This window comes from Shimia aestuarii, assembly GCF_900114635.1.
Classification (GTDB): domain Bacteria; phylum Pseudomonadota; class Alphaproteobacteria; order Rhodobacterales; family Rhodobacteraceae; genus Shimia; species Shimia aestuarii.
In genome coordinates this window covers 789,259-810,231 of the sequence record NZ_FOTQ01000001.1, presented here as the reverse complement: position 1 = coordinate 810,231, position 20,973 = coordinate 789,259, and the positions used below count along the sequence as shown (strand labels likewise).

Annotated in this window: 20 protein-coding genes; 9 read left to right on the top strand and 11 right to left on the bottom strand. The window is 62.4% G+C overall.

All coding sequences use genetic code 11. The features are described 5' to 3' along the window. The first annotated feature begins 91 nt into the window (after positions 1–91). The 4 genes from BMZ35_RS04140 (at position 92) to glmM (ending at position 4,191) form a co-directional block, all read left to right on the top strand. Positions 92–736: a cell wall hydrolase gene (locus BMZ35_RS04140; RefSeq protein ID WP_093091140.1), complete on the top strand. Its 645-nt coding sequence runs from the start codon at positions 92–94 to the stop codon at positions 734–736. A gap of 127 nt (positions 737–863) precedes the next feature. Continuing rightward, a complete protein-coding gene (locus BMZ35_RS04135; RefSeq protein WP_093091138.1) occupies positions 864–1,793 on the top strand; it encodes a dihydroneopterin aldolase in 930 nt (309 codons plus the stop codon). A gap of 39 nt (positions 1,794–1,832) precedes the next feature. Continuing rightward, on the top strand, positions 1,833–2,852 hold the full coding sequence (gene folP, locus BMZ35_RS04130; RefSeq protein ID WP_093091136.1) for a dihydropteroate synthase: 1,020 nt from the start codon (positions 1,833–1,835) through the stop codon (positions 2,850–2,852). Continuing rightward, positions 2,842–4,191, top strand: a complete 1,350-nt coding sequence (gene glmM / locus BMZ35_RS04125; protein ID WP_093091134.1) for a phosphoglucosamine mutase — start codon at positions 2,842–2,844, stop codon at positions 4,189–4,191. The genes folP and glmM overlap by 11 nt, the downstream gene beginning before the upstream one ends. On the opposite strand, the gene BMZ35_RS04120 is transcribed toward glmM, so the two are convergent. Both BMZ35_RS04120 and ilvC read right to left on the bottom strand, forming a co-directional pair. Next, on the bottom strand, positions 4,192–5,106 hold the full coding sequence (locus BMZ35_RS04120; RefSeq protein ID WP_093091132.1) for a DMT family transporter: 915 nt from the start codon (positions 5,104–5,106) through the stop codon (positions 4,192–4,194). A gap of 94 nt (positions 5,107–5,200) precedes the next feature. Beyond that, positions 5,201–6,223 carry a ketol-acid reductoisomerase gene (ilvC, locus tag BMZ35_RS04115; RefSeq protein ID WP_093091130.1) on the bottom strand — a complete coding sequence of 341 codons (1,023 nt, stop codon included), beginning with the start codon at positions 6,221–6,223 and terminating at the stop codon, positions 5,201–5,203. A 135-nt stretch (positions 6,224–6,358) separates the two neighbouring features. On the opposite strand from ilvC, the gene BMZ35_RS04110 reads away from it, so the two are divergent. From BMZ35_RS04110 to BMZ35_RS04100, 3 genes are read left to right on the top strand one after another with little or no spacing between them, the layout of a single operon-like run. Next, on the top strand, positions 6,359–6,814 hold the full coding sequence (locus BMZ35_RS04110) for an Lrp/AsnC family transcriptional regulator (RefSeq protein WP_093091128.1): 456 nt from the start codon (positions 6,359–6,361) through the stop codon (positions 6,812–6,814). Beyond that, positions 6,811–7,266, top strand: a complete 456-nt coding sequence (locus BMZ35_RS04105; protein WP_093091126.1) for an Lrp/AsnC family transcriptional regulator — start codon at positions 6,811–6,813, stop codon at positions 7,264–7,266. Before BMZ35_RS04110 ends, BMZ35_RS04105 begins: the two co-directional genes overlap by 4 nt. 59 nt (positions 7,267–7,325) lie before the next feature. Continuing rightward, entirely contained in the window at positions 7,326–8,444 is a 1,119-nt protein-coding gene (locus BMZ35_RS04100; RefSeq protein ID WP_093091124.1) for an aminotransferase class V-fold PLP-dependent enzyme, read from the top strand. Positions 8,445–8,533: 89 nt separating this feature from the next. Here the strand turns inward: BMZ35_RS04100 and BMZ35_RS04095 are convergent, their stop codons facing one another. From BMZ35_RS04095 to BMZ35_RS04085, 3 genes are all read right to left on the bottom strand, one after another. Next, positions 8,534–9,736: a UbiH/UbiF family hydroxylase gene (locus BMZ35_RS04095; RefSeq protein WP_093091122.1), complete on the bottom strand. Its 1,203-nt coding sequence runs from the start codon at positions 9,734–9,736 to the stop codon at positions 8,534–8,536. Between the two features lie 62 nt (positions 9,737–9,798). Continuing rightward, a complete protein-coding gene (locus tag BMZ35_RS04090; protein WP_093091120.1) occupies positions 9,799–10,029 on the bottom strand; it encodes a hypothetical protein in 231 nt (76 codons plus the stop codon). Between the two features lie 397 nt (positions 10,030–10,426). Then, on the bottom strand, positions 10,427–11,071 hold the full coding sequence (locus tag BMZ35_RS04085) for a pyrimidine 5'-nucleotidase (RefSeq protein WP_093091118.1): 645 nt from the start codon (positions 11,069–11,071) through the stop codon (positions 10,427–10,429). A 124-nt stretch (positions 11,072–11,195) separates the two neighbouring features. On the opposite strand from BMZ35_RS04085, the gene BMZ35_RS04080 reads away from it, so the two are divergent. Then, positions 11,196–11,834 carry a GntR family transcriptional regulator gene (locus BMZ35_RS04080; RefSeq protein WP_093091116.1) on the top strand — a complete coding sequence of 213 codons (639 nt, stop codon included), beginning with the start codon at positions 11,196–11,198 and terminating at the stop codon, positions 11,832–11,834. A gap of 1 nt (position 11,835) precedes the next feature. Here the strand turns inward: BMZ35_RS04080 and BMZ35_RS04075 are convergent, their stop codons facing one another. Further along, on the bottom strand, positions 11,836–13,731 hold the full coding sequence (locus BMZ35_RS04075) for a glycosyltransferase (protein ID WP_093091114.1): 1,896 nt from the start codon (positions 13,729–13,731) through the stop codon (positions 11,836–11,838). Positions 13,732–13,820: 89 nt separating this feature from the next. Beyond that, positions 13,821–14,975 carry a glutamine-hydrolyzing carbamoyl-phosphate synthase small subunit gene (gene carA / locus BMZ35_RS04070; protein WP_093091112.1) on the bottom strand — a complete coding sequence of 385 codons (1,155 nt, stop codon included), beginning with the start codon at positions 14,973–14,975 and terminating at the stop codon, positions 13,821–13,823. Positions 14,976–15,159: 184 nt separating this feature from the next. Between carA and BMZ35_RS04065 the strand changes: the two genes are divergently transcribed. Further along, positions 15,160–15,627, top strand: coding sequence for a GatB/YqeY domain-containing protein (locus BMZ35_RS04065; RefSeq protein WP_093092552.1), 468 nt, complete (start codon positions 15,160–15,162; stop codon positions 15,625–15,627). A 71-nt stretch (positions 15,628–15,698) separates the two neighbouring features. On the opposite strand, the gene BMZ35_RS04060 is transcribed toward BMZ35_RS04065, so the two are convergent. The 4 genes from BMZ35_RS04060 to BMZ35_RS04045 all read right to left on the bottom strand — a co-directional run bounded on the left by BMZ35_RS04060 (position 15,699) and on the right by BMZ35_RS04045 (position 20,935). Continuing rightward, positions 15,699–17,390: a calcium-binding protein gene (locus tag BMZ35_RS04060; RefSeq protein WP_093091110.1), complete on the bottom strand. Its 1,692-nt coding sequence runs from the start codon at positions 17,388–17,390 to the stop codon at positions 15,699–15,701. Between the two features lie 129 nt (positions 17,391–17,519). Continuing rightward, on the bottom strand, positions 17,520–18,314 hold the full coding sequence (locus BMZ35_RS04055) for a phytanoyl-CoA dioxygenase family protein (protein WP_093091108.1): 795 nt from the start codon (positions 18,312–18,314) through the stop codon (positions 17,520–17,522). A gap of 67 nt (positions 18,315–18,381) precedes the next feature. Further along, positions 18,382–19,212 carry an IclR family transcriptional regulator gene (locus BMZ35_RS04050; protein WP_093091106.1) on the bottom strand — a complete coding sequence of 277 codons (831 nt, stop codon included), beginning with the start codon at positions 19,210–19,212 and terminating at the stop codon, positions 18,382–18,384. A 37-nt stretch (positions 19,213–19,249) separates the two neighbouring features. Then, positions 19,250–20,935, bottom strand: coding sequence for a long-chain-fatty-acid--CoA ligase (locus tag BMZ35_RS04045; RefSeq protein WP_093091104.1), 1,686 nt, complete (start codon positions 20,933–20,935; stop codon positions 19,250–19,252). Positions 20,936–20,973 lie beyond the last annotated feature (38 nt).

The window sequence follows — 20,973 nt, the reverse complement described above, 5'->3', positions numbered from 1 at the left end:
GCGACCGACTGGACGATTTTGGACAATTCGGCTAAGAGGGCGCCAGTTTCGGACGGGGAGGGTCCGGTCTGGAAACGATTTAGAGGTCGCTATGCGTAGGTTTTTTGCTGCCGTTCTTGTTTTTTCTCTGACGTCCGGAGTGGCGATGGCCGAGGCGCCCGCTGACAACCGGGACGACGCGACGCTGCCCAAGCGCGTGGCGTTGTTTGATGGAAAGAAGCTGCGTGATTTCTTTGCGCCGAAGTCTGAAAAGCTGACCGAGCAGGTGAGCTATTCACGTGCCTGGATCGACACGCTACCGCCGGTGGCCAAGAAGGAACGCGACACGGAATGGCAGTGTCTTTCGGAGGCGCTTTATTTCGAGGCGCGCGGCGAGAGCATCAAGGGGCAGTTCGCGGTGGCCGAGGTCATCATGAACCGCGCCGAGCATGGCGCGTTTCCCGACAGCATCTGCGGTGTGATCAATCAGGGCACGGCGAGCGGGCGCAAATATCAGTGCCAGTTCACCTACAACTGCGACGGGGTGAAGAACCGCATCCACGAAAAGGCCGCTTATGAGCGCGTGGGCAAGGTGGCCCGGCTGTTGATTGACGGCGCGCCCAAGGTGTTGACGGAAGGGGCAACCCACTATCACACCAAGGCCGTGAGCCCGTCCTGGTCGCGCAAGTTCAAGCGCACCGCGACCATCGGTGTGCATCATTTCTACCGGATGCCGACCCGCATTTCCCAGAATTAGGCCGATCTCCGGCTGCGTAGTCACCCGCTAGTGACGCGTTTCGCCACTGGTTTGCCGCCTTGGGCTTTGTTAAAGGCCCTGCAAGCGCCTAGTCTGGGCGTTGCCCGATACCAACAGGAGCGGCGCCATGACCAATGAAATCCGCCTCGCATTTGCGCACCCGTCCGAACGGTCCGAAGCCACCTCTGGCCCCGATCCGCTGGACCGGATTTCCCTGCGCGACCATATCGTCGAGGTAGACATCGGGGCGTTCCAGCAGGAGCGCGGCCAGATGCAGCGTGTCTGTTTCAACGTCGTGGTCGAGGTGCGTCCGTTGTCCGGGGCGGTCGAGGACGATGTGGACCGCATCCTGTCTTATGACCGCGTGACCGAGGCGATTGCCCATGAACTGGCCGCCGAGCGGCTCAATCTTCTGGAAACGCTGGCCGAGCGCGTCGCCGAACGCATCCTGCATGAGCCACAGGCGATGCGGGTGTTCGTGCGGATCGAAAAGCTGGACCGGGGGCCGGGGGCTCTTGGCGTGGAGATCGTGCGCAGCCGCAAGGCATCATTGGCCCCCGTCGAAGAGGCCGGCGAGGACGAGGCACCCCATCCGCGTGTTGTGTTCTTGTCCAACGAGGCGATCACGTCGCCATACCTTACGGGCTGGATTGACCAGCTGGAACGGGACGGCGTGCCGGTGATCTTTTGCGTCGGGGCCGGCGATGCGCCCGCGCCGCGTACCGGCCATGCCATGACCCAGCGGCGGATCGACCTTCTGTCGATCGAGCAGAACGCTTGGGTGCTGGCTTCGAAAGACCCGCGCTGTGTGGTGGTGAATACCCGGACCGAGCTGGACTGGGCGATGAAGAACGGGCAGTTCTGTGTCTGGGCGCCGTCCAAGATCGTGCTGGATGCGGTGGATGGCCCGTCGGCGCAGCCGCGCGACGCGGTGGCGCTGGGCGTCTGGTTTGCCGAGTTGGTGCAGGCGCGGCGGTTCTGGACCGTCGGCGCGATACCGCCCGAAGGCGCGAAACTTCCGGTGCGGGCCGTCCCTGTCGACGCAGAGCAGTTCTGAGCGCTTGCCTTTCGGCTGGCAATTGCGCATTCAGCATTCATGACGGATTATTTTCGTGCGCTCCCCCAGACCGATGCCGCGCGTCCGGAAGGCGCGCTGGTGCTCGCAGGGGGCTGGTGTTGGTTTACTCATGTTGAACATTTGCGGCGCGGCGCGCCGCCCGAGGTGATTTCTGCGCGCGACGTGCCCGAGGATGTGCTGGCGGCGATGACCGCCACGCGATCCAAGCTGGGGCGGGTGCGTATGGACCGCCCCCAGATCATGGGCATCCTGAACGTGACCCCGGACAGTTTTTCGGATGGTGGCGCGCATGTCGGACCGGCCCGAGGGCTGGCCCATGCGCGGGTCATGGTTGATGCTGGGGCAAGCCTTATTGACGTCGGAGGTGAATCCACACGCCCCGGCGCGATGGAAGTGCCACCCGAGGCCGAGATTGCCCGCACCGCGCCGGTAATCGCCGCGATTTCCAACGTGTTGCAGGTGCCGATCAGCATCGACACGCGCAAGGCGGTGGTGGCGCGGGCCGCGCTGGACGAAGGGGCATTTCTTGTCAATGACGTGTCCGGCTTCACATTCGACCCGGCGCTGAAGACATTGTGCGTGGAGCGCGCGGTGCCGATCTGCGTCATGCATGCGCAGGGCGATCCGGAGACCATGCAGGGCGATCCGCGTTATGACGACGTGCTTCTGGACGTGTACGATTTCCTGGCCGCCCAGGTCAGCATGCTGACCGGGCTGGGCATCCCGCGTGATCAGATCCTTGTTGATCCCGGCATCGGTTTTGGCAAGCGGATCGAGCACAACCTTGCCCTTCTTGCGCGGCTGAGCCTGTTTCACAGCCTTGGCTGCCCGATACTGCTGGGGGCGTCGCGCAAGGGGTTCATCGGCAAGATCGGCAATGCGCCGGAGGCCGATCAGCGGGGGCCGGGATCTGTGGCCGTCGCGCTGGAAGGCTTTGCGCAGGGGGCGCAGGTTGTGCGGGTGCATGATGTGGCCGAAACACGGCAGGCCCTGCAATTGTGGCAGGCAGTGACGACAGGAGAGTATCATGGTGCGTAAGTTTTTTGGCACGGACGGAGTGCGCGGCACAGCGAACCAGCATCCGATGACCGCGGAGATGGCTTTGCGCATCGGCGCTGCCGTGGGGCGGTATTTCCGCAATGACGGGACCAACCAGCATCGCGTGGTGATTGGCAAGGATACGCGCCTTTCCGGATATATGTTTGAGAACGCGCTGACGGCGGGGCTTACGAGCACGGGGATGAACGTGCTGTTGCTGGGGCCGGTCCCGACCCCCGCGGTGGGCCTGTTGACCAATTCCATGCGCGCGGATCTGGGGGTCATGATCTCGGCCAGCCACAACCCGGCGGAAGACAATGGCATCAAGTTTTTCGGACCGGATGGTTTCAAGCTTTCGGACGAGGCCGAGCTGGAAATCGAACGGCTGATCGAAGAAGGGGTCGAACCGGTGCATGCCCAGAATATCGGGCGTGCAAAACGGATCGACGACGGGCGGTTCCGGTATATCGAGCGGGTCAAAAGCTCATTGCCGCGCGCGCTGCCGCTTACGGGGATCAAGGTGGTGATCGACTGCGCCAACGGGGCGGCCTATCGCGCGGCTCCCGAAGCGCTCTGGGAGCTTGGCGCGGACGTCATTCCGGTTGGCACGTCGCCGAATGGTCTGAACATCAACAAGAATTGCGGCTCGACCAAGCCGCAAACCGCCAGTGAAGCCGTTGTGGCGCATGGCGCGGATGTGGGGATCTGCCTGGATGGTGACGCGGACCGCGTCATGATCATCGACGAAACCGGCAAGGTGGCCGATGGCGACCAGATCATGGCGGTGCTGGCATCGCGTTGGGCCGCCGAAGGGCGGCTCAAGGGGGAAGCATTGGTTGCGACCGTGATGTCGAACCTCGGGCTTGAGCGGTATCTCGAAGGGCGTGGATTGCGACTTGAGCGGACGGCGGTCGGAGACCGTTACGTGGTCGAAGCGATGCGCAAGGGGGGCTACAACCTTGGTGGGGAACAGTCGGGCCATATCGTGATGACCGACTATGCCACGACCGGGGATGGCCTGATGGCGGGCTTGCAGTTCCTCGCGGCCATGGTGGGGACCGGGCAGAAGGCGTCCGAGCTTGCCCATGTTTTCGAAGCTGTGCCGCAAATGCTCAAGAACGTGCGGTATCAAGTCGGGCAGGCGCCGCTGGAGATGGATGCGGTCAAGTCGGCGATCGCCGATGCCGAGGCTGCGTTGACCGGGAAAGGGCGGCTGTTGATCCGCAAGTCCGGTACGGAGCCGTTGATCCGGGTTATGGCGGAATGCGAAGATTCCGTGTTGCTGGAGCAGACCGTCGATGGCGTGGTGGATGCGGTGAGCGCGGCGGTGGCGGGCTGATCAGACCGCGCCGAAAAGTCGCTTCAGCGCGCCGTACTGGCTGAGCCCGACGCCGGCTAGGATCAGCATGGTGGCCCAGAGCAGCGAGGGCTGCACGGGTTCGGCAAGGAAGACCGCCCCGAGCAGGACGGACCAGAGCGGCACCATGTAATTGGTGAGGCTCATGAAAACCGGCCCGGCGCTTCGGATCACGACATTGCGCAAAAGGTTCGCGCCTGCGGTGGGAACGAGGCCCAGCAACACGACGTAGAACAACCCCCGGGGTGCCGGGATTTCCGGCAGGCCATGGTTGATGAGCGCCATGGGCACAACGAGGCCCATGCCGAAGACCAGCGTGATCGCCGAAAGGCCTACGGCGTCGATCGGGGGCAGGCGGCGCATGACGATTGACGATACAGAATAGCAGCAGGCCGCCCCGAGACAGGCGAAACGGCCCACGGTTTCCAGTGCGTTACCCGAGCTTTGAAAGGCGCCGGGGCCGATCAGCACCAGAACGCCAATGAAACCGATGACAAAGCCGATGCTGCGGCGCAGGGTCATTCGCTCGCCGGGGATGAAGACATGCGCCAGAGGCAGGGTGATCAGCGCAACTGCTGCCATTGATACTCCGGCAAAGCCCGAGGTCACGAATTGCTGGGCAAAGGACAGGAGCATGAAGGGGATGGCAACACTCAGCAGAGAGACCAGCCCGAGGCCGCGCCAATCGGTGTCCTCTGACGTAAACAGGCGCCCGCCGAGCGCCTGCCAGAGAGTCACTGTCAGGACGGCGGCAAAGCTGATCCGGCCAGCGGCCACCCAGAGCGGGGGCAGGTAGCCCAGCGCCAGTTTCTGCACCATGAAGGTGCCGCCCCAGATCACGCCTAGCGCGGCGACCATGAGCCAGCTTTGGGGGGTGATGTCAGGGGATTGCTTCATGGAATGTCCTTAAGGCAATTGACCCCGGCGCGGGGGCCGGGGTCAATCGTTTTCGTCAGATAAAACTCTTGCTGCGGGAAGGCCCCGCGCGCAATCAGTTCTTTTCTTTGTCGACCATTTTGCCAGCCGAGATCCACGGCATCATGCCGCGCAGTTTCTCGCCGGTGGCTTCGATCTGGTGCTCGTCATTGTGACGGCGGGCCGCTTTGATGGTCGGCTGACCCACGGCGTTTTCGAGCATGAAGTCGCGCACGAATTTGCCCTGCTGGATGTCGGTGAGGACGTCCTTCATGGCTTTCTTGGTCTGCTCGTAAGGCAGGATGCGCGGGCCGGTGACGTACTGGCCATACTCGGCGGTGTTCGAGATCGAGTAGTCCATGTTGGCGATGCCGCCTTCATAGATCAGGTCCACGATCAGCTTCACTTCGTGCAGACATTCGAAATAGGCCATTTCCGGTGCGTAGCCGGCTTCTACCAGGGTTTCGAAACCGCAGCGGATCAGTTCCACGAGACCACCGCAGAGAACGGCCTGTTCACCAAAGAGGTCGGTTTCGCATTCTTCACGGAAGTTGGTTTCGATGATGCCCGAGCGACCGCCGCCGATGGCGGAGCAGTAGGACAGGCCGATTTCCAGCGCCTTGCCGGTTGCGTCGCGGTCAACCGCCACGAGGCAGGGCACGCCGCCGCCTTTGGTGTATTCGCCGCGCACGGTGTGGCCGGGGCCTTTGGGGGCCATCATGATGACGTCGACGCCGTCTTTGGGCTCGATCAGGCCGAAATGCACGTTCAGGCCGTGGGCAAAGGCAATGGCTGCGCCTTCACGGATGTTGTCGTGCACGTATTTCTTGTAGGTCTCTGCCTGAAGCTCATCGGGCATGGTGAACATGATCAGGTCGCACCATGCGGCAGCTTCCGCGATGCCCATGACCTGCAGGCCTTCGCCTTCGGCTTTCTTGGCCGAGGGGCTGCCTTCACGCAGAGCGACAACAACGTTCTTGGCACCCGAGTCGCGCAGGTTCAGCGCGTGGGCGTGGCCCTGCGAGCCATAGCCGAGGATGGCCACTTTCATGTCCTTGATCAGGTTAATGTCGCAATCGCGATCGTAGTAAACGCGCATATCGGCGCTCCCTCTTGTTTGATATCTCTGGGGCGATCATAGGGGGGCGGCCGCGGAAGGCGAGCGGTGTTGGGCGCTATATTTCGCGAAATATTGCGCTAGCTATTCGTCAGAATGTGGTTTATCGCATGATTCATGCTTGATGATCTCGACAGGCGCATACTTCGCCACATGCAGGCTGATCCGCAGCAATCGATTCCCGATCTTGCGGACCGGCTTACTGTGACCACGTCGCGCCTGACCCGACGGATCGAGAAGCTGCGTGAAACGGGCGTGTTGCGGGGGCAGCGGGCGGTGATCGACTGGCAGGCGTTGGGCTATGCCGTCGAAGTGAGTTTGCGGGTGACGCTGGACAAGACACAGTCGCGGGCCTTTGACGATTTCATTGCCGCGGCGCGGGACATTCCCGAGGTGCTCGAAATCCAGACCTTTCTCGGGCAGGTGGATGTGCGGCTTTCAGTGATCGCGCGGGACATGCCGCATTATCAGGAGATTTACCGCGCACGTATCCTGACACTGCCGCATATCGCCGACATTGAAGCGTTGATGCATGTGGCGCGGATCAAGTCGGACGAGAACCTGCCGGTATGATCGAGCTGGACGAGATCGATCGCGGGCTGCTGCGCGCCCTGAGTGAAGATGCGACACGCAATGCGGGGGCTTTGGGGCGGGCCTTTGGGCTGAGCCAGCCCGCGACGTGGCGGCGGATCAAGCGGTTGCAAGACAGTGGCGTCATTGCCGGGCGGCGGCTTGATCTGGACGCGGAGAAGCTGGGCTTTGGGGTGACGGTGTTTCTGGGCGTGAAGCTGGCCACCAAGGGGCAGATTTCGCTGGAGGATTTCGAGCGTGCGGTGACGGCGATTCCAGAGGTGCAGACGGTGGAGCATGTGCTGGGCATGTATGATTACCGGCTGAGGGTCACGGCGCGCGACATTCCGGATTTCGAACGGGTGCTGCGGCGGCGGATCATGACCTTGCCGGGTGTCGGCAACGTGGATGCCAATGTGCTGTTGAGCGAGGAACGTCGGCCGGGGCCGCTTTGAGCCTTTGCTTTGACGCGCATTCGCGCTAGCCCTTGGGCAACAGACAAAGGAGTTTTCCCATGGCGAGCGAGATTGATCCCGGCGGTTTGGACGAGTTCTCGGTGGTGTTCACCGACCGGTCCCTGAACCACATGTCAGCGGCGTTTCAGCAGGTGATGCTGGACATCAACGCGATGCTGAAAGAGGTGTACAACGCGGATGCAGTGGCGCTGGTGCCCGGCGGCGGCACCTATGGCATGGAGGCCGTTGCGCGCCAGTTCGCGCGCGGGGCAACGACGCTGGTGGTGCGCAATGGCTGGTTCTCCTATCGCTGGAGCCAGATTTTCGAGGCCGGGGGATTCGCCGCCGAAAGCACGGTGATGAAGGCACGTCAGACCGGCAACGGGGCCACGGCGCCGTTTGCACCTGCACCGATCGATGAGGTGGTTTCCAAGATCAAGGACGTGAAACCCGACGTGGTCTTCGCACCGCATGTCGAGACAAGCGCGGGGGTCATCCTGCCGGATGACTATATCGCGGCAATGGCGGCCGCGGCGCATGAGGTGGGTGCGTTGATGGTGCTTGACTGTATCGCGTCGGGCTGTGTCTGGGTGGATATGCAGGCGCTGGGGGTGGACGTGCTGTGTTCCGCGCCGCAAAAGGGCTGGTCCGCCTCGCCGTCCGCCGGGTTGGTGATGATGTCGGCGCGGGCGTTGGAGCGTCTGGAGACGACCGAAAGCGACAGCTTTGCCATCGATCTCAAGAAATGGCGGTCGATCATGGCGGCCTATGAAAACGGTGGGCATGCCTATCACGCGACCATGCCGACGGACGCGTTCAGGGCCTTCCGCGATACCATGCTGGAAACCCGCGACTATGGCTTTGACCGGCTGCGCGAGGCGCAATGGGCCCTTGGCAATGGCGTGCGGCGGATGCTGAAAGAAAAAGGCATTCAATCGGTGGCTGCCGAAGGGTTCGGGGCGCCGGGGGTGGTGGTGAACTATACCTCGGACCCGGGCGTTCAGAACGGTAGCAAATTCGCCGCCGAGGGCATGCAGATCGCCGCCGGGGTGCCGCTGGCCTGTGATGAACCCGAGGGATTCATGACCTTCCGTCTGGGCCTCTTCGGACTGGACAAGCTTTATGATGTGGACGGGACGATGGCGAGGCTGAAAACGGTGCTCGACAAGGTGCTGTAAGATCGCGCCAAAAACGCCCTAGTCTTCCTTTTGCCAAAAATATCCCGGGGGTCCGGGGGCTGGCCCCCGGCCTCGCTAAAGGCACGATACTACCGTGCCCCAAGACCCATCTGCATCAGCGTCTTGCGCACGGGGGCCATGGAATAGAGCGCATTCAGGCCCATTGCGCGGGCATCGCGCAGTGGGCGGGCCTCCATCATCGACGCCCGGTTTAGAAGGTCGATGCCCTTCACGCGCAGCTTGACCTCGGTAAAGCGCTTGCGGTGGTAGGTTTCGAGCATCTTCTCGTTGCCGAGTTCCGCCGGGTTGGCCTTGGCCAGATCCAGAAGGATGCGCATGTCCCCGAGAGACATGTTCAAACCTTGCGCTCCGATCGGGGGCACCACGTGGGCCGCTTCGGCCACCAGCGCGAGGCGCTCTCCGTAAAGACATTCGGCAGATTGCGAGATGATCGGCCAGATCGTGCGGCGCGAGGCGAGTGTGAGCGGGCCGAACAGCGAACAGGAGCGTTCGGTCATCGCAGCCTCGAATGCGGGCACGTCCATTTCGAACAATTCCTTGGCGCGCGGGCCGCGCTCCATCCAGACCAGTGCGGACGAGGGCTTGCCCTGGTAATCGGGCAGGGGCACCAGCGTAAAGGGGCCGCCCGAGCGGTGGATTTCGGTCGAGACATTGCAGTGCGGGATCGGGTGGGTCACGGCAAAGGCCAGCGCCTTTTGACCATAGCGGGTGGTGCGCACCTTGATCCCGGCGGCCTCGCGCATGGGTGAATTGCGGCCATCGGCGGCGATGACAAGGCGGCAACGGGTCTGGGTGCCGTCCGAAAGGCCGACGCGGGCCTCGTTCGTGCGGGTAAACAGCGACGTTGTCGCCGTTCCAAGGCGCAGGTCGACATTGTCCATTTCCGACAGCCGGGCCAGCATCTCGCGGCGCAGCAGCCAGTTGGGCAGGTTCCAGCCGAAGGGCAGATCGGAAATGTCCGTGGCGTTGAAATCATTGATGATGCGCGGCTCGGGTGTTTCGCCGCCCGCGTCGACGATGCGCATGATCTGCAGGGGCGCCGCGTGCTCATCAAGGCGCTGCCACAACCCGGCCTCGTCAAGCAGGCCACGCGCGGGTTGCAGGAAAGCAGTGGTGCGCAGGTCCGACCCGGCGGCGTCGCGTTCGGTGACGGGCGGTGTCGGGTCGACGCATTGCACCGAGAAACCGGCGCTTGCAAAGGCGGCGGCTGCGGTCAGCCCGGCGATGCCACCGCCGGAAACCAGGATGTCGACTTGTGTGAGGGTGGTCATGGGAAAGCCTCCTGAACCCGGAACTTAGTCCTGTGCGGGCCGGGTTCCAAGAGGCGTAATTGTCATCCCCGCGAGATGACCAGCAGAATGATCCAGATCACGGGAACCGCAGCGACGGCAGGCATGTAGAGACCGGGGATACCATAGGCATAGATCGCCGAACCCCATGCCGCGACCACGGCCAGCAGCACGGCGTAGATCGCCTTGAGGCCCGCGGCAGAGATGACTTCGTCATGGGCGGCTTCGTGGGTTTCAGCAGGGGCGGAGGTGTTTGCGGTTTCGGTCAGGCTCATCAGAGGCTCCTGTAGGCGATGGTTTCGAGTCGAATCACATATACAAGTGCGAATATGTGAATGGCAATGTGTTTTGCTGCACTGCAGCATTGCTGCCGGTCCCTTACGATGCCTTTCCTCTGCATGCAATCCGAACCGGCGGGTTCACGCCCAGTTGATGACTGCCCAAACGGTTCCCAGATCAGGAACAGTCTGCCAGCCCAAGTGCCGGACAGGGTCAAAAGGGCGGGAGAATCGGCGCGTCTTCTGGTCGGAAAGGGCGGGCATCATTGGGAAAAGCGTGGGGTCAAAGCGTTTTTGATACGGACATTCAACATCTCCTGCTGCGTGCAGGATATAAATGTGAATTGAAAAAGCATCTTTTGATCGGGCGAACTGTCGCAGTCTCCGCCTGCGCTCAGCTCAGTTTCCGCAGAAACGCAGCCAGGTCGTCGGTGTGATGATGGATGTGCTCCGCATCATGCGGATCGGGTGCGACGTGCACGGTGCGCATCCCCATTTCGTGTGGCGCCTGAAGGTTGCGCGGATCGTCTTCGAACATCGCTGCGGTTTCGGTATCCACACCATCAATTTTGAACACGGTTTCATAGGCTTCGCGTTCCGGTTTGGGGCGGAACCCGGCATGTTCCACGCCATAGACCGCATCGAACAACCCATCCAGCCCCCGCGCCGCCAGCACCCGTTCGGCATAGGGGGCGGTGCCGTTCGTATAGACGATGGCCCGCCCCGGCAGGGCACGGATATGCGCCGCCAACTGCGCGTCCGGTTCAAGGTGGTCCAGCGAAATGTCATGCACTTCGGTCAGGTAGGGACCGGGGTCGACATCATGTTCGCGCATCAGGCCCGCGAGGGTCGTGCCATAGGTGGCCCAGTAATGGCGGCGCAAGTGGTCGGCCTTGGGCTGATCGACGCCAAGCGCCTGCATCACGAAGCGCGTCATGCGCACTTCGATCTGATCGAACAGCCGCGCCTGCGGCGGATAGAGGGTGTTGTCGAGGTCGAACACCCAGGTCGAGACATGTACGAAGGATTCCTTTGGCATGGACGGAAGGTAGGTGTTTGACCGCAACGGCGCAATGGCGGGAAAGACGCTGCGGTGCCGTATGGGGTTGCATGATTGCCCCGAGCGCTTAGTCTGGCGCGCAATAAGACGGGGAGACGCGCCGATGGCTCAGGTGAAATCAACCAACAAGGATGCATATACGCTGATCCTTGAAGCGATTGACGTGGGCGTGTTCAAACCCGGCGACAGGTTGGTGGAAAGTGATCTGGCCGAACGCTTTGGCGTGTCGCGCACACCGATCCGCGAGGCGTTGCAACGCCTCGAGACGCAATCCCTGCTGGCGCGGGACGGGCGCAGTCTGATCGTGTCGTCGCTGGATCACAATCAGATGGCCGAGCTGTACGTGGTGCGTACCGAGCTGGAAGGGCTGGCCGCGCGGTTGGCGGCACGTCATGCCACGAATGAAGAGGTGCGGGTGCTTCAGGACATGGTGGATGCGGATCACAAGCTGGTGGACGACCCCTCCGCGCTTGCCCGGTCGAACCGGCGGTTTCACAAGCAGATCCATCTTGCCTCGCACAACCGCTATCTCGTGCAGCAGCTTGACCTTGTGCATCGCTCGATGGCGTTGATGGCGACCACGTCGATTGCTGCCGAGGGACGGGGGACCGACACGCTAATCGAACACCAGAAGATCGTGGATGCGATTGCAGCACGAGACGAGGAAGGCGCCTATAACGCGCTGCGCGATCATATTTCGCAAGCCTTCGTGACGCGGCTCAAGCAAGAAAGCGACGGCTGATCTATTCAGACGAAAAGCTGGTATGGGCCTGTGTGCCTTCGGCAGTTTTGCCGTGGGCGGTCTTGTCCCAGTAATAGGGGATGATCAGCAGTTCGATCAGAGCCTTGTAAGCCGCGAGCGTTGCCAGTGGGAAATAGAAAGCCATGGTCAGCACGAAAGGGTAGAGCCGTTCCCGGCCCTGACCAAGGATCGAGGTGAGCGCGATGAGTGCGCTCATGATCCCGGCGCTGATCATCAGCGCGGCGATGCCGCCGATCACCGCCGGGGGCAAGGTTTCGGCAAGCGGGTGGCCGAACCCCAGTGCTGCCCCCCAGAAGCTCCAGATCAGCGGCGCCAGCACGAACTGGGTCAGGGTGGTCATGAAGACCATGTGAAAGCCGAAGAACTTGCGCGGGCCAAGGTCCCGCCACAACTGGCGGGGTGCGCGCATGTGCACGAGGTAGGTGATCATGAACCCCTTGAGCCAGCGCGAGCGTTGCCGGATCCAGGCGATGGGGCGGCAATTGGCTTCTTCCTGCGTGACCGTGTGCATGAGTTCGGTGCGGTAGCCGAACCGGGCCAGCCTATAGCCGAGGTCTGCGTCCTCGGTGACGTTATGCGCGTCCCAGCCGCCGACATGTTCGATGGCCGCACGGCGCAGGAACAGGGTTGTCCCGCCAAGCGGCACGGCCAGCCCCATGCGCGCAAGCCCAGGCAGGACGATGCGGAACCACGTGGCGTATTCGATGGTGAAACAGCGCGACAGCCAGTTGGTATAGGGGTTGTAATAATCCAGCACCCCTTGAAGACAGGCCACGTCGGGTGCGGCGTGGGCAAAGTGCCGGGCGACCTGTTCGAGCTGGTCCTTGGCCGGGGCATCCTCGGCATCCCAGATGCCGATGATGTCGCCCTTGCAGAAGTCCAGCGCGTAGTTCAGCGCGCGTGGCTTGGTGGTGAGTCCGGACCCGGCCGGAACCTGAACCACGCGCATCCATCTTGGCAGGCGCGTCTGGGCGATGGTCTGGCGGGTCAGGGTGTCCTTTTCTTCGAGCACCAGCACCACGTCGAGCAAGGCGCGCGGATAGGTGAGGCGGGTCAGGCGGCGGATCAGGGCGTGGGCGATTTCCTTTTCGCGGAACAGGGGCACCATGACCGAAATGCGGGGCAGCGGCGCGAGTGAGGACGGCGGAGGGAGAGGCGGGTTTTTGCGGGGCATCATGTGCAAGATCAGGGCGGTGTTTTTCATCACTGCCGCGATCAAAAGCGACAGCAGCGCCCATGCCATGACCCCGGCAAAGAGCAGCCCGGGCAGGAACAGGAGCATCAGGGCTGCACAGGCGAGCAAGCCAAGCAGGAGTGCGGTCCGGGGCGGGGTGCGAATGTCCCAGCCGCGACAGCTGAATTGAGGAGCCACCCGCGTTTCGGCCAGTGTTGTCAGTGCTTTGCGATGCGTGACGGAGAGGTATTGCATGACCTGATCCTCGGGGGCGACAACGAGATTGGCGCTGCGCAGGTCAGGCGGGAGTTGAGGGCGGATTTCCTCGAACCGGTCGGCGCGCCCGATGGCGAGAGTCAGAACGCCGTCCTCGATCGCCCATGGGACAAGGCAATATTTCAGGCAGAGATGCGGCGGCAGATGCGACGCCAACCGGGGGTCGGGCGGTTCGCGTGTCAGGTCGACCTGGTGCGTCGCAAACCGCGCCGCCTGCCGGTTTCGCAGGTCGTGATCGGAAATCCAGCCGCGGGAGCGCAGAATATCCGAAAGCGTGGCCTGCCAGCGCCGCTGGGCGCGGAGTGCGTAGAAGAGTTGCCACGGTGTAATAAGGTCGTGTTCGATCAGATCCCGCCCGAGCGGCATGTGATCGTCTTGGCGGGGCGGCAAGGCTTCCCGGAAAACACGCATGACCGGGTCGTTCATCCACTTTACCCACGACATTCTGACTGCATCGCCAGAATGCGCGGGGAAAGGTTAATGCGCCGTTAAGGAAGGTTTACACGCCCGACGTTTCAGGAGCGCTCTGCCATGTAAGCGGCAAATTTCTCGAACAGGTAGAAGCTGTCCTGCGGGCCGGGGCTGGCTTCGGGGTGGTGCTGGACCGAGAAGACCGGCTTGTCGGCGATGCGAATACCGCAGTTCGACCCGTCAAACAGGGAGACATGGGTTTCGAGGACGCCCTCGGGCAGGGTCTGGCTATCCACGGCGAAGCCATGGTTCATCGAGGTGATTTCAACCTTGCCGGTGTCGTTGTCCTTGACCGGGTGGTTGGCGCCGTGGTGGCCGTGGTTCATCTTGATGGTCTTGGCACCCAGCGCCAGCGCGAGCATCTGGTGGCCCAGGCAGATGCCAAAGACCGGCAGGTCGGCCTTGAGCACGTCCTTGATCATCGGCACAGCATATTCGCCGGTTGCCGCCGGGTCTCCGGGGCCATTGGAGAGGAAAACGCCGTCCGGATTGTGGGCTAGAACCTCTTCGGCGGTTGCGGTGGCGGGCAGAACGGTGACGTCACAGCCTGCCGAAGCGAGGCAGCGCAGGATGTTGCGCTTGGCACCAAAATCGACCGCGACGACCTTGTGCTTGGGGGCTTGCTGGCGGGTATAGCCCTCGGGCCAGGCCCAGCGCATTTCGTCCCAGTGGTAGGATTGCGCGCAGGTCACGTCCTTGGCGAGGTCCAGCCCTTCGAGGCCGGAGAACGCGCGTGCCTTGGCGATCAGCGCCTCGGTATCGAACTTGCCCTCGGGGTCATGGGCCAGCGCCACGTGCGGGGCGCCCTGCTGGCGGATGGCGCGGGTCAGACGGCGCGTATCGACGCCACCAATCGCAATACGCCCGCGCGCGGCGAGCCAGTTGGAGAGCGTATCTGCCGACCGCCAGTTCGAGGGCTCGGTGGGATCCCATTTCACGACCATGCCTTCGGCCACGGGATCGGCGGTTTCGTCATCCTCGGGGGTGACGCCGGTATTGCCGATATGCGGGAAGGTGAAGGTCACGACCTGCCCGGCATAAGACGGGTCGGTCATGATTTCCTGGTAGCCGGTCATGGCGGTGTTGAAGCAGAGCTCGGCCACTGTCTCGCCGGTGGCGCCGAAACCGCGTCCGTAAAACAGCGTCCCATCGGCAAGAGCAAGGCAAGCGGTCGGGTGGGAAGGGGGCTGTTGGGCCATGGTGCGACTCTCCGGCTGACAAATTGGCCGATACCTATGTCGGGGTGGGGACAGCGTCAAGCGCCGAACGCAGCAAAACAAGGCCGAAGTTGACCTCGGGGCGCGCGGGGTGCAGGCGGTTGCGAGTCGGGTTGGGGTTTTGTATGGTCCCGGCCTTATGTTTGACATGAAATGGCAGGGCCCAATGACACTGCGGGACGAAATTAACACGGCGATGAAACAGGCGATGCGCGACCGCGCCGCCGAGCGTCTGTCGACTTTGCGGCTGATCACGGCGGCTATCAAGGACCGCGACATTGCCGCGCGCTCAGAAGGCGAAGATCGTAGCGGGGTGGATGACGGTGAAATCCTCAGCATTCTGGCCAAGATGGTAAAGCAGCGTCAGGAAAGCGCGCGCACCTATGAAGAGGGCGGGCGGCTGGATCTGGCAGAACGCGAGATCTCGGAAATCGGTGTGATCGAAGAGTTCCTGCCCAAGCAGCTTTCCGAGGGAGAGGTCAATGCGGCGATCAAGGCAATCGTGGCCGAAGTTGGAGCCAACTCGATTCGCGACATGGGCAAGGTGATGGGCGCGCTCAAGGCGCAGTACACCGGGCAGATGGATTTCGGCAAGGTCGGCCCTATGGTCAAGGATGCCCTCAACCAGGGCTGAAATTTCAGGAAATCAGCAAAGAAAAGGCCCGGATGTTTGATCCGGGCCTTTTTCATGACGCGTGTGTCGGTCTAGACGAATACGAAGTCGTCGTCGGTGATCAACGCCGCATTTACGCCAGTCAGTACAAAATCGATACCGTTGTCCATCTCAACGAGTGCGCCATCGGCTGTGCCGGTGACGGTGTAGCCATGGTTGGCCGACGCGATGCGGATCAGGTCGACGCCGTCTTCAAAGTCGAGGATCACATCCAGACCGTTGTTGACCGTATCGCGGAACACGAACTGATCCGCGTCTGCACCACCGCGTAGGATATCGTTGCCGACACCCCCGCGAAGATAGTCATTGCCGTCCCCACCAAACAGGACATCGTTGCCGCTGCTTCCGGTAAGCGTGTCATTGCCCTGGCGGCCAAACATCAAGTCATTGCCGTCGCCGCCATGCATGGCATCATTGCCGCGTTCCCCCCGCAGGGTGTCATCTCCGATATTGCCGAAAATCGTATCGTCGCCATCGCCGCCCGAGACAAAGTCCGAACCGCTGCCGGCTTCGATCAAGTCCTCTCCGTCGCCGCCAACAAGAGAGTCCGCGCCGCTGTTGCCGAACATGCGGTCATTTCCATCGCCGCCCAGCAAGGTATCGTCGTCGTTGCCTCCGCGCATGTAATCGTTGCCGGAGCCGCCCATCAGGGAATCGTCCCCGTCTCCGCCGCGCAGGAAGTCGCGTGCCGCTCCGCCCCAAAGCACGTCGTTGCCATCTTCACCGGTCAAGGTGTCGGTTCCGGCGTCGCCGTAAAGGGTGTCGTCATGTGCGCCGCCATTGAGGCTGTCGTCGTTGTTGCCGCCATAGAGAACGTCTGCGCCACCCTCGCCAATCAGGGTATCGGCGCCGTTGCCTCCGTCCAAGTGATCGGCGCCCCACCCCCCTTTGAGAACATCCGAGCCAGTACCGCCAATCAGACTGTCGTGGCCAGCGCTTCCCATCAGCAGATCATTGCCCTCGCCACCATCGAGTATGTCGTTGCCATTTCCGCCACGCATCACGTCGTGGCCGCTGTCGCCACCCATGGTGTCGTTGTGATCCCCGCCAAACATGCGATCATTTCCGCCGCCGCCGGACATCAGGTCGTTGCCGAGGTCGCCATACAACCAGTCAGACCCCGCCCCACCGAACATGGTGTCATGCCCGAATTGGCCGTACAGGGTGTCATTCCCCAACTCACCGTGCAGGATGTCGTGATCGATCCCCCCATACAGGACATCGTTGCCGGTACCGCCCAGGACGGTGTCATTGCCTTCGCCGCCGACCACGCTGTCCGAGCCGGCGCCGGCATCGATGTAGTCCGCGCTGCCCTCGCCAAGGATCGTGTCGGCGCCCATGCCGCCATAGAGGATATCGCTTCCCCCACCGCCTTCGATGAGATCGTTCCCCTCTTCGCCGAAGAGCAGGTCGTTTCCTTCGCCACCATAGAGCGTGTCGTTGCCATCTCCGCCAAAGGCGATGTCATTCTGGGCGCCGCCGAACAACAGGTCGTTGCCGCCGCGCGCAACGAAAACCCCGCGTCCGTCATTCAGGGTGAACACGTTGTCGTTTTCTGTTCCATAAAACAGCACTGCGACGTCTGCGAATACGATAACGGACTCGGTGTCGTCGATCGTGAAATCGTAAGGTCCGGCAGCCGCGATGATCTCGGCGTCGCTGAGGGTCGGCAAACGGAATATTACGTCTTCGGGATTCGGAATCACCGGCGGAAGAATGGGCATGGAAGTGCCTCGCTTTCATGAATTGAACGCAAATATGGCGCAATAATGTCAAGAATGAGGCGAATTGTACGCGTCGGTCAATGGAAACGCTGAATCATAAATTAACTGTTTCCTGATTGGCGACAACGCTCAAGGGGTCGGCCAAAGCACCGGGAACCAGTCTTCACGCAGTTTCTGGCCGGGTGTCATGTCATGACCGGGGAAGGGCGGCGAGGTACGACCGGGGCGTTCGACATAACGCGCGTCATCGCCGAGAAGGCGGAGCGAAAAGGCGCGGCGGCGGGTGGTCGAGGTATTCCCGCGTGCACCGTGCAGTACATCATAGTTGAAGGCGACGGCGTCGCCGGGCTGCATGGCCCATTCCAACACCTTCATGCCCTCGGCATCCGGATCGGGGATGGGCATGTAGTCATCTTCGTTCGGGAAGAAGCTTTCTTCGCTGACCCAGCGGGTCGGCAGCACGGGTTTTTCCCAGCGGTGGGATCCGGCCACCATGCGCAGGGTGGCGTCTTCGACCGGGTCGAGGGGGGACCAGAAGCTGATCGTCTGTTTGCCTTCGACAAAGTAATAGGGGCCGTCGGTATGCCAGGGGGTCGCCATCGAGGTGCCAGGTTCCTTGACCAGAACGTGATCGTGGAACATCTGGACGCTGTCTGACTGCATCAGCTGCGCGGCGACTTCGGCGGCGGGGGAGGTTTCGATCACCGCGCGGAACTCCGGGATGCGCTGCCAGTTGCAGTAATCATCGAAGAACCGCCCCGACTCGCCTGCTTTCTTGTTTTCTGAGGCAAAGGGGCCGGGCTCGGCCATGTTGCGGGCCACACCGGCGCGCAGGGTCTCGACATGATCGGCAAAAAGCCCCCGGATCAGGACCACGCCGTCTTTCTGAAAGGCGTCGATATCGGATTGTGTGACCGTGACCATGGCGGTGTCTCCTGTTGCCGGACCGGGCGGCACAGTGGGCGCGCCGCGCGGGGAGGTCAAGGGCGGATCAGCCGTGCGCGAGGTGGTGGCGCAGGCTGTGAGTCATCTCGACAAGCCGGGGGCCAAGTTCAGTCTCGATCCGCTCGCGGGGCAGGAAAGAGGAGGGGCCGCCAAAGGCAAAAGCCATGTTGGGCGTGCCCTCGGAGCGGGAGGGGAAAGGCACGGCGGCGGTATGCACCCCGGCGTGCCAGTCGCCGTAATCCGCGATGAAGCCGCGGGCAGCCAACTCGTCTTTCGCTGCATGAAGGCTGCGTTGGCGTTCTGGCCAGGCTTCGGGGCCGTAGTGGTCTTCGAGTTCGGCTTCGATCTCGGCCTGTTCGGCGGGGCTGCTGCCGGCGAAATAGGCAAGCCCGGAGGCGGTGCGCGCGAGGGACACGCGCGAGCCGACGCCGAGCTGGATCGACACAACGCTGTTGGGGGCGCGGGCCACGGCGAGGTAGGCCATGGTCGGGCCATCGCGCGCGGCCATGACAACCTGCACACCTTCACCCGCCTCGTTGGCAAGGCGTTGCATGTGTTTCTTGGCCTCGTCCCGCATCGGGATCGAGCCGAGGCAGGCAAAGCCCAGCGACAAAACAGGAATGCCGATCCGGTAGCGCCCGGTCTGTTCGTCATAAAGCAGGTAGCCACCCTGCATCAGCGTGTAGGTCAGGCGCGAGACGGTGGAGTTGGGCAGGCCGGTGCGTTGGGCGAGGTCACGGTTGGACAGACCGGCGCGGTCGTCAGGGCGAAAGGCACGCAGCACATCAAGGCCACGCGAGAGGGCGGTGACGAACTGGCGGTCCGTTTCCGTGGATTTCGCGGCGGGGCCGTCAGAGGTGGGGAGGCGTTTTCTCATATCGAAGCCTTGGGCATTTGGTGGCGCTGTCTATCGGTCATGTGAGGTCTTTCCACAAGACCTTGCCCGCGCCGGATTTGGGCAGGGCCTCGACGAATTGCACGATGGAGGGGCATTTGTAGGCGGCCATCTGGGTACGGCACCATGCGGTGATTTCGTCTTCGGTTGGCTGCGTTCCAGCGCGCGCAACGACCACCGCCTTGACGCATTCGCCTCGGCGCGGGTCGGTGGCGCCGATGACGCAGGCTTCGGCGATGTCCGGGTGATGCAGCATGAGCATTTCGATCTCGGCAGGCCAGACCTTGAACCCAGCGGCGTTGATCATGCGTTTCACGCGATCGACCATGAAGAAATACCCGTCGGCGTCGCGATAGCCGATATCGCCGGATCGAAAGAAGGGCAGACCGTCGATCTGGATGAAGGCTTCGGCAGTTTCCTCGGGGCGCTGCCAGTAGCCGGTGAAGTTCTGGGGCGAAAACATGATGATCTCGCCCACCTCGCCATGGGGCAGTTCGGCGCCGGTGTCAGGGTCGATCACGCGGGAATCGACCTGATACAGCGGTTGGCCAAGGCATTGCGGTTTTGGCGCATCAATGGGGTTCACATGGGTTGCGGCCATGGTTTCTGAGAGGCCGTAGCCTTCGACATAGTCGAGCCCCAGCATGTCCTTGAGCTTGCCTGCGATGGCGGCGGGCATTGCCGCGCCGCCGCCGCCGATCATTTCGAGGCTGGAGAGGTCGTAGCTGTCAAAGTCCGGATCGTTCACGAGGTCGATGGCCATGGTTGCGATCGAGCGCCAGCGGGCAATGCGGTAGCGCGCGATCAGGGCAGCGGCCAGTTTCGAAGACCACCGCGGCAGGATCACCAAGGTGCCGCCGGTCATCAGTGGGCCGTGCATGCCGTTCTGCATGCCCGTGACGTGAAAGAAGGGCAGCGCGCCGAGGTGAACGGTGGTTTCGTCGACCGGGTTCCACAGGATACCGGCCACAAGGGAGCACATGACAGATCGGTGGGTGTGTACACAGCCTTTGGGTTGGCCGGTGGTGCCGGAACTGTAGGGGATCACGCAGAGGTCGTCCGGAGTTGTGATCCGGGGGGCGGGCTTGTGGGCTTCAGCCAGCGCCGTCGAAAATCCGGTGATGCCAAGAGCCTCGGCTTCGGCTTCGGACAGGGTTGCCGTTGCGCCGGGGATGGGCAGGTCGAAGTCGGGATCGGCCATGTCCGCATAGCGCGCGCCGATGATATGGTCGAGATCGCCGCGTTTCAGGGCAGGCAGGATGTTGTCGAGCAGTTCCAGCCCGCAGATCGCGATTTTGGCGCCGGTATCCGCAACGAGATAGTCAAGCTCGGCGCTTCGGTTCATCGGGTTGACCGGGATCACCGCGCCGCCTGCGCGCAGGACGCCGAAACAGGCGATGATATGTTGCGGGCAGTTTTGGGTATAGATCAGCACCCGGTCGCCGCGCTCGAGACCGATCTGTTGCAGGTAGCCCGCCATGGCCTCGGCCTTGTGCCAGAGATCGGCATAGCTGATCTCGTTGCCTTGGTAGATCACCGCCGTCTTTTCGCCCAGCCGCGCGGCAGATCGTTCGAGGTTGGCATCCATGGTGGTGTCGGGAATCTCGTAATCCCACGGTTTTCCGGTGGGCCAGAAATCCGGTTGGCGCGCCTCGGGCGACGTGATGTGACGCCGTGGTATGGTATCATCCAGAAACAAGCGCATGCCCCCCTCATATGCATGTCCGACAATGTGCCGTTACG